This window comes from Vibrio porteresiae DSM 19223 (genome assembly GCF_024347055.1).
GTDB classification, from domain to species: Bacteria; Pseudomonadota; Gammaproteobacteria; order Enterobacterales; family Vibrionaceae; genus Vibrio; species Vibrio porteresiae.
The window spans coordinates 470,267-484,288 of the sequence record NZ_AP024895.1 but is presented as its reverse complement, the minus strand read 5'-3'; the positions used below and the strand labels follow the sequence as shown (position 1 = coordinate 484,288).

At 43.1% G+C, this 14,022-nt stretch carries 11 protein-coding genes; 2 read left to right on the top strand and 9 right to left on the bottom strand.

Going from position 1 to position 14,022, the window contains the following annotated elements; genetic code table 11:
* Positions 1–29: 29 nt before the first annotated feature.
* The 3 genes from OCV11_RS02285 to OCV11_RS02275 form a co-directional block, all read right to left on the bottom strand.
* Positions 30–1,847 (bottom strand): GGDEF domain-containing protein, encoded by a 1,818-nt coding sequence (locus tag OCV11_RS02285; protein ID WP_444546118.1) that lies wholly within the window; start codon positions 1,845–1,847, stop codon positions 30–32.
* 165 nt (positions 1,848–2,012) lie between these two features.
* Positions 2,013–2,675, bottom strand: coding sequence for an SIMPL domain-containing protein (locus OCV11_RS02280; RefSeq protein WP_261894744.1), 663 nt, complete (start codon positions 2,673–2,675; stop codon positions 2,013–2,015).
* A 112-nt stretch (positions 2,676–2,787) separates the two neighbouring features.
* On the bottom strand, positions 2,788–3,684 hold the full coding sequence (locus OCV11_RS02275; protein ID WP_261894742.1) for a LysR family transcriptional regulator ArgP: 897 nt from the start codon (positions 3,682–3,684) through the stop codon (positions 2,788–2,790).
* 117 nt (positions 3,685–3,801) lie between these two features.
* Between OCV11_RS02275 and OCV11_RS02270 the strand changes: the two genes are divergently transcribed.
* Positions 3,802–4,434 (top strand): LysE/ArgO family amino acid transporter, encoded by a 633-nt coding sequence (locus tag OCV11_RS02270; RefSeq protein WP_261894741.1) that lies wholly within the window; start codon positions 3,802–3,804, stop codon positions 4,432–4,434.
* Positions 4,435–4,524: 90 nt separating this feature from the next.
* Here OCV11_RS02270 and mscS read toward each other — a convergent pair whose 3' ends face one another.
* The 5 genes from mscS to epd all read right to left on the bottom strand — a co-directional run bounded on the left by mscS (position 4,525) and on the right by epd (position 10,415).
* On the bottom strand, positions 4,525–5,391 hold the full coding sequence (gene mscS, locus OCV11_RS02265) for a small-conductance mechanosensitive channel MscS (protein ID WP_261894739.1): 867 nt from the start codon (positions 5,389–5,391) through the stop codon (positions 4,525–4,527).
* Between the two features lie 110 nt (positions 5,392–5,501).
* A protein-coding gene (locus OCV11_RS02260; RefSeq protein ID WP_373332800.1) for an IS3 family transposase occupies positions 5,502–6,613 on the bottom strand; the annotation gives its coding sequence in 2 pieces (ribosomal slippage) (positions 5,502–6,352 and positions 6,352–6,613; 1,113 coding nt in all).
* A gap of 227 nt (positions 6,614–6,840) precedes the next feature.
* A complete protein-coding gene (gene fbaA, locus OCV11_RS02255) occupies positions 6,841–7,917 on the bottom strand; it encodes a class II fructose-bisphosphate aldolase (protein WP_261894737.1) in 1,077 nt (358 codons plus the stop codon).
* 151 nt (positions 7,918–8,068) lie between these two features.
* The gene (locus OCV11_RS02250; protein WP_261894736.1) at positions 8,069–9,229 is read right to left on the bottom strand and encodes a phosphoglycerate kinase; all 1,161 of its coding nucleotides are present in this window, start codon (positions 9,227–9,229) and stop codon (positions 8,069–8,071) included.
* A gap of 157 nt (positions 9,230–9,386) precedes the next feature.
* Positions 9,387–10,415 (bottom strand): erythrose-4-phosphate dehydrogenase, encoded by a 1,029-nt coding sequence (gene epd, locus OCV11_RS02245; protein ID WP_261894734.1) that lies wholly within the window; start codon positions 10,413–10,415, stop codon positions 9,387–9,389.
* A 499-nt stretch (positions 10,416–10,914) separates the two neighbouring features.
* Between epd and OCV11_RS02240 the strand changes: the two genes are divergently transcribed.
* On the top strand, positions 10,915–11,811 hold the full coding sequence (locus tag OCV11_RS02240; RefSeq protein WP_261894733.1) for a LysR family transcriptional regulator: 897 nt from the start codon (positions 10,915–10,917) through the stop codon (positions 11,809–11,811).
* A 91-nt stretch (positions 11,812–11,902) separates the two neighbouring features.
* Here OCV11_RS02240 and tkt read toward each other — a convergent pair whose 3' ends face one another.
* The gene (tkt, locus tag OCV11_RS02235; RefSeq protein WP_261894732.1) at positions 11,903–13,900 is read right to left on the bottom strand and encodes a transketolase; all 1,998 of its coding nucleotides are present in this window, start codon (positions 13,898–13,900) and stop codon (positions 11,903–11,905) included.
* Positions 13,901–14,022 lie beyond the last annotated feature (122 nt).

Genomic DNA, 14,022 nt, shown 5'->3' with positions numbered 1-14,022 from the left:
ATCAAACTATCAAAAAGAATAGGGACTTTTTATGCAATTTCTTCACTACTCAAACACGTACTAATTCGGTTGCGGCCCTCGGATTTAGCGCTGTATAAGGCGACATCTGCCCATTTGTAAGTCTGCGTTCTATCTTCGGTCATATCCGTAATACCGGTACTTATCGTAACTTTAGCCAGTTCATCTTGAGCGATATCCTGACGGATTCTATCCATCACTTTGATTGCATCTTCTACCACAGTATTGGGCATAATAATGGCAAACTCTTCTCCACCGATACGCGCCACAAAATCGGTATTGCGCACGAGGCTTTTTAAGCTGCTGGCAATATGAATGATGACCCTATCACCTTCATCATGACCATGCTGATCGTTAACGGACTTGAAATAATCGATATCAAGCAACACCAACACCGCTGTATAACCGACATGTTCTCGAACAAATGCAGATTGTATCTTCATCTCCATTTCGAACTTACGTCGGTTCCATAACTTAGTCATATCGTCCATTTCGCTCATTTCTCTCAAGCGATTTTCAAGAGCTTTACGTTCCGATATATCGACTAAGCTAATAATGTAATAGCTAACCCGCCCACGCTCCAAAACCGCTTGAATGCGCATTAGCACCACCATCAGCTCACCGTTTGGAGCGACGTAATTAATCTCTCCACGCCACAGCGCATGCTCTTGAACAATCCGTTTTACCTGAAGTTTGAACTCTTCATCGTATTCAGAAAGCAAAAAATCGAGAGTGTTTAATCCTTCGACTTCGGCCCCTTTCACATGAATTGTTTTTTCGAAGGTTTTATTGACCAACTTAATCCGATATTGCGTATCGGAAATCACCACCGCAGACATACCATGCAGTGCGGCATTTGCTAACTTACTTTCAATATTACGTTGGTGATAATGCAGTCCGAGCGTTGCAGAAGGCAAAGCGAATAACAGCATGATCAAAAGCACGAAATAGGCTTCATTTTTTAAATCATCCACATCACGCTGAATCTCATGCTGTAGCTGCTGTGGAGACAAATTGATCAACATAGTGAGGGATGCACTACTTGAGATCCTCGCATGCCGGTAAATAATGAGGTGATTATTCTCCGTTAACACACCTTTACTCGCATGCTGCATCACTTCCCAACTTTTGGGATAGAGGGTATTGAAACGCTCCGAAGACCAATTTTGTTGCTGCAAATTGATCTGGCTCGGCTTCACGCCTGCAATATACTGACCATCTTGATTGAGCATCTCTAGATGAAAACCTTTCTGCGGCAGAATAAGCATTTGGTACAGGGTGGATAGACTCACATCTAGAACAATGTAGCCATGACGCTGGCCGAGTAACGTCACAGGGATAGCGACATAGTAAATGGCTTCTCGCGGCTGAGAGGATAAAGAGAGTGGCTCACTCCACTGAATTCCCCACGCTTTTACCGTTTGATCTGGGATCGACTTCAGGAATTCAAAAAGTGAACTATCACGGATATTAGCTAACTTAGCGGAGTGTCGACTTACCTGCATATCATCTGAGGGAGACTCAACCTTGATCTTTTCATTGCCATCTGAGTCAATAAAGCGAATCTGATGATACCACTCCAAACTGGTCATAATCGCAGAGAAAGCCGACCTCAGGTGTTCTTCATTCTCCGCATTAGGATCAAACACATAATCATAGACCGTTGGATCATGACTCATGAGAGTCACTATTGACCGGGTTTGTTTTTTTGCTCGATCATAATGTTGTTGGTTGTAGTCAAGCTGAGTATCAGCCGTATTCGCAATGGTCGTTAAGTTGTTTTTGAGCAACAACTGGTATCGATGCGAATAATAGAATGCCCCTGCCACGATTATCGCGAGGCAGCAGCACCCTAAAAAAATTATCCAACGATTAATTCTCACCGATTCTCAACGCCATTATGCTTATTGATAAGAATTATAATTGTATCAGTTACCTTAAGTCACTGTTTAAAAAACTATCGTTAAAACAAAAATTAATCCCAAAGTATCAATTTACTCAGAAGACATGCGATAAATCACATCCACATTCGCTTCTAGTTCTATCTGACTGTTTTGATAGGAATTTGTAACATCAGACGCTTTAGTTTGCAGCAAAGAAACACGCTCAAAACGAGGGATATTTTGATTAGCATGATACTCAACCTGCCAAATAGAGCCTAGTTGGCTATTAAACCCAGTCGCCAATAATTGAGCCTTACGCTGTGCATCGTTCATAGCAGCTTTAAGCACTTGCTCCTCATAGGATTTGCGATTCCTTAACCCCATCTGAATTCCTGATATTTGATTCATTCCATCAGCTAATGCCAAATCAATATGATGGTTGAGTTGCGTTAAGTCAGTAATCGTCACTTCGACTTGACGTGAGCCAACATATCCTATCAAGGTTTTCTCCCCTTTATCGCCATAGTGATATTGAGGAGAAATCGAAAGATTTGAACTGGTAATAAACTGCTTATCAATCTTCTGATTCAAGAGATCTTTTGTATAACGGCCGACAGCCTTATCCACTTGCAGTTTCACTGCATCGGCGGTTGCTTGAGTGACTCGTATCTGACTCGTTAATACTGCACTGTCAGGAGCGACAGACAGAATGGCATTGCCTGTCGTCACAACATGAGGAAACGTGACATCCTGAGCCATCGAAGAAAAACTCATACCCAGTCCGAGACATATCATTACCAAAGAACGTCGACATTTGTGCATACCCTATTCTCCTATCTCTTCATCCAATTTAGCTTGTGTTGTATTAGGTTACTGCAGATTTTATTTACTGTTCTAAGCGAGCATGAGCGCCTGACACAATAGCTTGAGAAATGTCTTTTAATAAGCCGGTTTCTAATTGCCAGTGATGCCAGTAGATACTATTGGTCAAAGAAAGTCCTGGGGTAATATCAATTAACTCTCCGACATCCAGTTCACGCTCAATTTGCAACTTAGGAATCATGCAGTAAGCCATTCCCGACTTAGCCATCGTCACAAACGCTTCCGAACTTCCCACTTTATGATTGATATTGAGCTCCTGGGAAACACCGAAATGTTGGTATAGAAAGCGTTTGTGCTGATCATCCTGAGAGTCAAAAGAGACCATAGGTGCACGCAGTAGCGACTCACGATGCACGCCATCGGCAAAATGGCGCTCAATAAAATGCGGGCTAGCAACGCAAAGATACTCCATCTTACCTAGGTATTCAGCGCTACAACCCACTAGAGGTTGTGATTCAACACTGATAGCGCCTACTGCTTCACCGCTTTTCATTTTTTGAATGGAGCGCGACTCATCCAAAATAGAAAAATGCAGTGCGACGGCTTCCGTTGTCATGATGTGATTCAAAGCAGGTAAAACCCAAGTTGCTAAACTGTCTGCATTGGTTGCAATCGTTAAAGATACCGGACGTAAATGCGGTTGATTGGTCAACTCAGGTATCACCTCTTGTTCAAGCAAGCTAATACGTCGGTATAATCCGAGTAACTTTTTTCCGATTGGTGTTGCTTGTGGCGGAGAACTACGGACCAATACAGGTTGAGCGAGAAATTTCTCAAGCTGCTTAATCCGCTGAGACACCGCTGATTGTGAAATGTAGAGTTCTTCTGCCGCTCGTTCAAAGCTGCCCTGAGACAACACCGCATCTAATGCTTCAATCCATTTGTAATCTAAGCCACGCATAACATCCTCCTTGATTAAGTTAACTTATAATATATTAAAATGATTAATTATACTTATTAATTAAATCTCTATATCTTCCCCACACTTTCCTTTCCAATGTTGTTGTACGAGGTTATTGTGAATTACTGGGTAGCATTACAGGGGTTTAGTCTAGGGGCGACAATGATCATCCCTATCGGTGCACAAAATGCCTATGTGTTGAATCAAGGTATTAAACGTAACCATCATCTGACAACCGCAACAGTGTGTAGTTTCCTTGACCTATTTTTTATGTCGCTCGGCATTTTTGGCGCAGGCGCGATTTTGTCGCAACATGAAAATGTGTTAATTGGAATTACTATCGCGGGCATCGCCTTTTTATCTGTTTATGGTTTTCAATCGTTAAAACGTGCGCTGCGTTTTGAGTATGCCAATAACGATGATGCAAGTGCGATCACGAAAGGCAATCGCATTGCGGTCATTCTTGGGGCATGCGCAGTGACGGTCTTTAACCCTCACCTCTATCTGGATACCGTCGTGATTTTAGGCTCGTTAGGCGGGCAATTTCATGGTTCAGATCGTTTGGCTTTTGCAGTAGGTACTATTTCTGCCTCTTTCGTATGGTTTTTTACCATCTCTATGGGCGCGGCCAAACTAAGCCACGTGTTATCTAAACCTAAAGCACAACAACTGATTGATATGCTGATCTCTGCGATGATGTTTATCTTGGCATTTTCTCTAACTAAACAGCTCTACTTAAACCACTTTTAAACATGTGTTGCTTGGGTTGTTAGCTTATTAATACAGATAGCAAAACGGAGGCTCATCGCCTCCGTTGTCAACTTCCCCAAACTCAAATTCTTACGATTCGAGCTTGTTCAAATGAACATCCATTTGTGGGAATGGAATTTCGATACCATTTTCATCTAATGCTTCTTTGATGTTGAGCATGAGATCCCAGTAAACAGGCCAATAGTCTTCCGTTTTAACCCATGGGCGAACGACAAAGTTCACTGAAGAATCGGCAAGCGCTAACACACCAATGGTTGGTTCAGGATCTTTCAGAACTCGTTCATCTTTATCTAATACGTCACGCAAGACTTGTTTGGTTTTTCTCAAATCTGCTTTGTAAGAGACACCAATAACTAAGTCCACACGACGGGTTTTATGACGAGAATAGTTAGTGATTGGACCGCCAATAATCGAAGAGTTTGGTACAACAATCATTTTATTGTCTGGTGATTTAAGTACCGTTTGGAAGATTTGAATAGAATCCACAGAGCCGGCAACGCCACCCACTTCCACATAATCACCTGACTTAAATGGTCGGAATGCGACTATCAGAACGCCTGCGGCAAAGTTAGACAGTGAGCCTTGTAAGGCTAAAGCAACCGCCAAACCTGCAGCACCGATAACAGCAACAACCGATGCAGTTTGAATCCCCAATTTACCCAACGCTGCCATCAACACCACGATAAATAGTAAATAACGTACAATGGCATTAATAAAATCGATGACCGCTTTATCCATCCGGCGCTTTTTCAACACCTTAGAAATGCTGCCGGAAATCAACTTAACGATGAAGTTACCTACGATCAGGATAACCAACGCCCACATAAAGTTAATGCTATATTGAATCAGCAGATCCGAGTTTTTCTCAAGCCACGTGTTCACGTGCTCAATATTGTTAACTATGGTGGTATCAATACCTACCGGTTCACTAGCCATCTAGTTTTCCTCTTTTAGAATGGGCAGGCTTATCGCACTATGACTTATGCTCTATAGACTTACCCCAGTTTATATTTGTTGGCCTGATAAAAATTGTAAACCTCCCCTAATTAGTTACACCCATAATTAGAGTTTTCAGCCTTTTCATGCTTCATTAAATATTCCCATGGTGTCAAATCATCCAGTGCACCATGAGGTCGTTCTTCGTTGTATTCTCTGAGCCAGTCCTCTGTTAACTCTCGAACTTCCGTTAGTGTTTTGAAGACGTACATATCTAAGATTTCAGTGCGGTATGTGCGATTAAATCGTTCAACGTACGAGTTCTGAGTCGGTTTCCCTGGCTGGATAAATTCCAACTGAACATCGTGCTCTTCTGCCCACGTTGCCAATGTTGTAGAGATAAATTCAGGGCCGTTATCCATTCGGAGTTTCTCTGGGTATCCTCGCCATGCAATGACCCGCTCAAGTACTCGAATCACTCGCTGAGCTGGTAGGCTGAGATCGACTTCGATGGCTAACGCTTCTCGATTAAAATCATCCACAATATTGAAGGTTCGGAACCGACGTCCGCATTGCAAGCTATCGCTCATAAAGTCGATAGACCAGCATTGATTCTCTGACAGCGGTACACTCAGCGGCTCAGGGTTACGGCTTGGTAGACGCTTTTTCCCTTTACGGCGTTTATTCAGTTTTAGCTCGCAGTAAATCCGATATATTCGCTTATGATTCCATGTATGACCCCACCGACGAAGGATCTTAAGTAACATACTGAAGCCATAGGCTGGATAGCGCTCAGCGGCCTTTTGTAGCTCACTAATAACCTCTTGGTCATCGTTCAATTTAGGCTGATATCGATAAACTGAGTCGCTGATGCCAACTGCGCGACAAGCAAGACGTAAACTGACTTTGTGCACTCGCCGTGCATAGTCAACAAATTCACGTCTAATCGCTGGCTTCACAGCTTTTTTTCGATGATATCTTTGAGAATACGGTGCTCTAGGCTCAGTTCTGCAAACATCGATTTAAGGCGACGGTTTTCATCTTCTAGCTCTTTTAAACGTTTGACGTCAGAGGCTTCCATACCCCCGTATTTAGACTTCCAGTTGTAGTAGGTTGCCTCTGATATGCCGTATTCACGGCAAACTTCCTTGATAAGACGACCACCTTCTACTTCTTTCAAAATCTTCACGATTTGTGTTTCGGTATAGCGTGATTTCTTCATAGCGAGTTCTCCCTGATTAAATCAGTTTATGCAGAAGAACTCTAAAATGGTATGCCACTATTTTAGGGGGTGATTACAAAATGACCACAAATTCAACAAGTAATTATGTACAGGTTAAGCAATATCATCCTCATTCGCTAGGGCTTTGCGGAAATTTGACGATGGATAGACATAAAAAAACCCGCTCACTGAGCGGGTTTCTTGAAAACGAATAAACGAAACTGAAATTACAGTACGTCGATTGCGTTAAGGTTAGAGAACGCTTCTTCCAAACGTTTAACCATTGATGCTTGACCAGCACGTAGCCATACGCGTGGGTCATAGTATTTTTTGTTTGGCGCGTCTTCACCAGTTGGGTTGCCGATTTGACCTTGTAGGTAATCGTGGTTTTCAGCTTCGTAACGACGAATACCGTCCCAGCAAGCCCATTGTGTATCAGTATCGATGTTCATTTTGATAACACCGTAGCTGATTGATTCTTTGATTTCAGCTTCAGAAGAACCTGAACCACCGTGGAATACGAAGTTCAAAGAGTTTTCTGGAAGGTTGAATTTCTTAGAAACGTAAACTTGAGAATCACGTAGGATTGTAGGAGTTAGTTTAACGTTACCTGGTTTGTAAACGCCGTGTACGTTACCGAAAGAAGCAGCGATAGTGAAACGAGGACTGATTGCATTCAGTTTTTCGTATGCGTAAGCAACGTCTTCTGGAGAAGTGTAAAGTGCAGATGCGTCCATACCTGAGTTGTCAACGCCATCTTCTTCACCACCAGTACAACCTAGTTCAATTTCTAGAGTCATGTTCATTTTAGACATGCGTTCTAGGTATTTTGAAGAGATTGCGATGTTGTCTTCTAGAGACTCTTCAGACAAGTCAATCATGTGAGAAGAGAATAGAGGTTTACCAGTTTCTGCGAAGTGTTTTTCACCAGCATCTAGTAGACCGTCGATCCATGGTAGAAGTTTTTTAGCAGCGTGGTCAGTGTGAAGAATCACTGGAACACCGTAGTATTCAGCAACAGTGTGAACGTGTTTTGCACCAGCGATAGCACCAAGAATTTGAGCTTCTTGGCCTTCCATTTTTAGACCTTTACCTGCGTAGAAAGCAGCACCGCCGTTAGAAAACTGAACGATAACTGGAGCTTTCGCTTTCGCTGCAGCTTCTAGTACTGCGTTTACAGAGTCAGAACCTACACAGTTCACAGCTGGAATCGCGAAGTTGTTTGCTTTAGCAACTTCAAATACTTTCTGTACATCATCACCAGAGATAACACCTGGTTTTACGAAATCGAAGACCTTAGACATGGATTTGATCCTATATTTTCTCGTTTTAAAACAAAACGGTTAAGTTAAAATCTTGTAAACAACTGCCTACAGTAGCTGGCCTATTCTAGCAGAATGGTGCTCTGTATGCAGCAAACAAGAAAGCGAGGTTACCCTCGCCTTCTACGTTAAATTATTTTGCGCGTGATTCTAGCATTTCAACGGCTGGAAGTTTTTTGCCTTCAACGAATTCAAGGAAAGCACCGCCGCCAGTAGAGATGTAAGAAACGTCAGCTTTGATACCGAATTTATCGATAGCAGCTAGAGTGTCACCGCCGCCTGCAACAGAGAATGCTGCAGATTGAGCGATCGCTTCAGAAATGCCTTTAGTACCTGCTTCGAAGTTTTTGAATTCGAATACGCCAACAGGGCCATTCCATAGGATGGTTTTAGCGTTTTTAAGGATTTCAGCAAGTTGAGCTGTTGAATCTGGACCAAGGTCGAAGATCATGTCGTCATCTTGAACGTCTTCAACTTTCTTGATTACTGCTTCTGCGTTTTCATCAAATGCTTTTGCACATGCAACGTCAGTAGCAACAGGAATGTGGCATTCGTCCATCAATTTTTTAGCAGTTTCAACTAGGTCAGCTTCGTATAGAGACTTACCTACGTTGTGGCCTGCAGCTGCGATGAAGGTGTTTGCGATACCGCCACCAACAACAAGTTGGTCAGCAATTTTAGATAGAGATTCAAGAACAGTCAGTTTAGTTGACACTTTTGAACCACCAACGATAGCAACCATTGGACGAGCTGGTTTGTCCATTGCTTTACCTAGAGCTTCTAGTTCGTTAGCTAGTAGAGGGCCAGCACACGCGATAGGAGCGAAAACGCCAACACCGTAAGTAGATGCTTGAGCGCGGTGAGCTGTACCGAATGCATCCATTACGAATACGTCACATAGCGCTGCGTATTTTTTAGATAGCTCGTCTTCGTTTTTCTTTTCGCCTTTGTTGAAGCGAACGTTTTCAAGAACAACCAACTCACCAGCGTTTAATTCAAGACCGTCTAGGTAGTCTTTAGCTAGTTTAACTTCGCAATCTAGTGCGTCGTTTAAGTAGTTAACTACAGGTTGTAGAGAGAATTCTTCGTTGTACTCACCTTCAGTTGGGCGGCCTAGGTGAGAAGTCACCATTACTTTAGCGCCAGCTGCAAGGCAGTGTTGAATGGTTGGCAGTGATGCAAGAATACGTGCATCAGAAGTCACTTTTCCGTCTTTTACTGGCACGTTAAGGTCAGCACGGATAAATACGCGTTTGCCTGCTAGTTCCAGGTCAGTCATCTTGATTACAGACATGATTTGTCCTCTCAAATTTTTATAAGTAATAAAGTTTGTTCACCCCGCCTATCACTAGCCGGGTTTTCGGTATTCTTTTTCGTACTACTTTTTCCGAGATGGGTAGAGGATATTTATTTCAACGTAGAAAATAAATATTTTTTTCTCTAAATGTGGGCTATGACTCAGTTGCCTGCATTGCTAACGCCGTATCTAGCATTCTGTTAGCAAATCCCCATTCGTTATCACACCATACAAGCATTTTTACCAGATGCCCATTACTTACTCTCGTTTGAGTTCCATCCACAATCGCACTGTGAGGATCGTGATTAAAATCGATGGAAACAAGCGGTGCTTCAGTATAATCAACTATGTTACGTAATGTACACTGAGATGCCTCGATGATGGTTTGATTTACGTCATTAACTTTCACTTTTGTATTAATTGTGACACTCAAATCCATTGCAGTTACATTGACGGTTGGTACACGTACTGAAATGGCTTCAAAGCGATTAGAGAACTTAGGAAAAATACGCTCAATACCTTTGTGAAGACGTGTATCAACAGGAATAATGGATTGACTCGCTGCGCGGGTACGGCGCAAATCACTGTGGTAAGCATCAATGACTTGCTGATCGTTCATCGACGAGTGAATGGTGGTGATAGTGCCAGAATCGATACCAAAGTTTTCATCTAATACTTTGATAATCGGAACGATACAGTTAGTAGTGCATGACCCATTAGAAACAATCTTATGTGCAGAAGTGAGTGTCTCTTGGTTAACACCGTAAATGATAGTGTTATCTAAATCGTGAGAACCAGGATGAGAAAACAGGACTTTTTTCGCCCCCGCCTGGATATGCTGCAAACCATCGTTTCGACAGCCATAAACCCCAGTACAATCTAGGACAATATCCACACCAAGATCACGCCATGGCAGCATAGGGATTTCAGCTAAATGAAGAATACGAACGGTGTCGAAATTACCATCATCGTGGTGAACATACAGATGTTCTTGATCATTTGTAATTTTCTTACCAAAACGACCATGACTGGTGTCATATTGAAGTAAGTGCGCCATCGCATCTGGATTAGCCAGCTCATTCACGGCGACTACTTTGATATTTTGGCTTTTCCCGCTCTCATAAACTGCTCGTAAAACATTACGACCAATTCGTCCAAATCCGTTAATGGCTACCCTTAGCATTGCCCCACACCATATCGTTCATGTTGGTGCGATAGTACTCCATTCTGTGCTAATTGACACCCGGAAATCCAAAAAGAAAGCCCCTTATTATTCAAGGGGCTTATAGAACACTTTATGCTTGATTATGGAAAAAGATGAACCCTATCTTTTGCCAAATTGCAGCCAGTGCCTATACAAATGGTTACTACTACCACAAGCAGTGAACCAAAACATTGTCTCACTCACTAAAAAGAGTGCACTATCAATAATATAACGAATGTTTTATCCAAACGATCTTCTTTATTCATCTTTACACTTAGTGCAATCAATTCATATCAGTTATCTGACAAATCTTTTTCTGACAATAAGTTATGCGATGTTATAAGTAGACACTGCTAACAATTAAATGATAATTATTAATAAATTTTAGAGCCAATATTGTGGCTATTCGATAGACAAAAGCCAGTTCATTTTAATTGGCCTTAATCCAGTGATAAAGCATGACTATATGGGAGTATCAATGCACGATTTAGCCGCTATCCGCGCGTTTAATGCACTTTGTGAATATAAGAGTCTCACGGCAGCTGCTAAAGTGTTAGACCAACCTAAATCCACCCTTAGTCGCCGTTTAGCCCAACTAGAGGAAGATTTGGGTCAAGCCTTGGTAGCGAGAGATGGCAATCGTCTTACGCTCACAAAAGCTGGCGAAATCTTTCAAACATACGCAGAACAATTGCTCATGATTTCCACCCAAAGTCATGAAGCACTGCAAGAGTTAGATCAGCAAGTATCGGGCGAACTCACCATTGCCGTTGACCCAAATCTAATGCGCGGTTGGATGGCAAGAGTGATCGATTCATTCATGATTGAGCACCCCAATATTCGTTTTCGAGTTCATAGCCAGTACAACCCATCCAATTCACAGCTCACTCCCGATCTTATTGTCTGGGTAGGACTTAGTCATTCTGAAGGCTACCATTGTGAACGTTTGGGACTATGGCGATATGCTGTGTATGCATCTCCGTCATATATTGAGCAACACTCACCAATCACCCATCCAAGCCAATTGAATGAGCACGATTGGATTGATTTCATCTCCTTTCGCCAAGGTGGATTAAAGCTCACACATTATCAGCAAGGTAGCTATATCCTTCCTGCATTCGATAGTCGTTTGCAAAACGATCACCTACCAATGCAAGCAGATACCATCCAAAAAGGACGAGGTATTGGTTTACTTCCTACCGCATTCGCCAATGGCTTTGTTCACTCACATCCAGGCAGCCTTATTAACTGTCTATCTGGATGGTATTCAGACCCAGTACAAATTAACTATTTTTACCCTCTAGGACGTTTGCCACTGCGACTAAGAATGTTCATTGATGCGATGAAAAAAACACGCCCAGAAACATGGGCCTAAGCTATTACTTTCACTCTTTAACAAAACCATTTTCTACTTCAGAAAAACAAAAGGGCCCGAAGGCCCTTTCAATTAAACGCTATCATAAAGCTTAAGCAAGCAGCTCTTTTGCTTTAGCAACAACGTTTTCAGTCGTGAAACCGAATTGTTTGAATAGCTCACCTGCAGGCGCAGATTCACCGAAAGTCGTCATACCAACGATGCGACCATTCAAGCCAACGTATTTGTACCAGAAATCAGCAATGCCAGCTTCAATAGCCACACGTGCAGTCACATCTGCTGGAAGAACCGCTTCACGGTAAGCTGCGTCTTGTTTGTCGAATGCATCAGTTGATGGCATTGATACAACGCGTACCGCTTTGCCTTCTTTTTCTAGTTCAGCTGCTGCGTTAACCGCAAGCTCAACTTCAGAACCGGTTGCGATTAGGATCAGTTCAGGTTTACCTGCACTGTCTTTCAGAATGTAACCACCTTTTGCGATGTCAGCCACTTGCTCAGCAGTACGTGGTTGTTGCGCTAGGTTTTGGCGAGAGAAGATCAGTGCAGATGGTGCATCTTTACGTTCGATAGCCAGTTTCCAAGCCATTGCAGATTCCACTTGGTCACATGGACGCCATGTGCTCATGTTTGGAGTCATGCGTAGTGAAGCGATTTGCTCAACCGGTTGGTGAGTTGGGCCATCTTCACCCAGACCAATAGAGTCGTGAGTGTACACTTGGATGTTTTGAATTTTCATCAAAGCAGCCATGCGCATTGCGTTACGAGCGTATTCCATGAACATTAGGAAGGTGGCACCGTAAGGAACAAAACCACCATGAAGAGCGATACCATTGATGATCGCAGTCATACCGAACTCACGCACACCGTAGTGGATGTAGTTGCCTGACGCATCTTCAGCAGTCACTGATTTAGAACCAGACCACATGGTAAGGTTGGATGGTGCAAGGTCAGCTGAGCCGCCCATAAATTCAGGAAGCACTTTACCAAACGCTTCTAGTGCATTTTGTGATGCTTTACGAGATGCGATATTAGCAGGATTAGCTTGCAGGTCAGCGATGACAGCATTAGAAACTTCTTCCCAATTAGCTGGAAGTTCACCCGCTACACGGCGTTTAAATTCTGCTGCTAGTTCTGGGTAAGCCGCTTCATAAGCCGCAAATTTTTGGTCCCAAATCGCTTCTTTGGCAGAGCCCGCTTCTTTCGCATCCCATTGAGTGTAAATATCAGCAGGAATTTCAAATGGGCCGTAGTTCCAACCTAGGAAATCACGCGCTGCTTTGATTTCATCTGCGCCTAGTGGAGCACCGTGACAGTCGTGAGAACCCGCTTTGTTTGGTGAACCAAAACCGATGATGGTTTTGCAACAGATAAGCGTTGGACGTGAGGTTTCTGCTTTTGCTGCTTCAATGGCTGCATTGATTGCGTCAGCATCGTGACCATCAACAGCAGGGATAACATGCCAACCGTACGCTTCAAAACGTTTTGGAGTGTCGTCAGAGAACCAACCTTCAACGTCACCGTCGATAGAGATACCGTTGTCATCCCAAAATGCGATCAGTTTGCCAAGTCCCAAAGTACCAGCAAGTGAACACGCTTCGTGAGAAATGCCTTCCATCATACAACCGTCGCCCATAAACACGTAAGTGAAGTGGTCAACGATGTCATGTTCTGGTTTGTTAAATTGAGCTGCTAATGCTTTTTCTGCTAACGCCATACCTACAGCATTAGTGATACCTTGACCTAGCGGACCAGTAGTCGTTTCTACACCAGGTGCGTAACCGTACTCTGGGTGGCCAGGAGTTTTTGAGTGAAGCTGACGGAAATTTTTCAGATCATCAATAGCGAGATCGTAACCAGAAAGGTGCAGTAGAGAATAAATCAGCATAGAGCCGTGGCCGTTGGAAAGAACAAAACGGTCGCGATCAGCCCATTGAGGGTTTTTCGGGTTGTGATTCAAGTGGCTACGCCAAAGCACTTCAGCGATATCAGCCATACCCATCGGGGCACCTGGGTGACCAGAATTAGCTTGTTGAACACCATCCATACTTAGTGCACGAATTGCGTTCGCCAGATGTTTGCGAGAAGACATGTCAGCTCCTAAAAAAGCAGAAAAAAATTATCCATAACAAGGTGGTCGGTATTGTCGCAAAGCCCTCCTATCACTGCAAACCTTTTACGGCAACGTTACCGTGATTTTGCCAAGCGCACTCT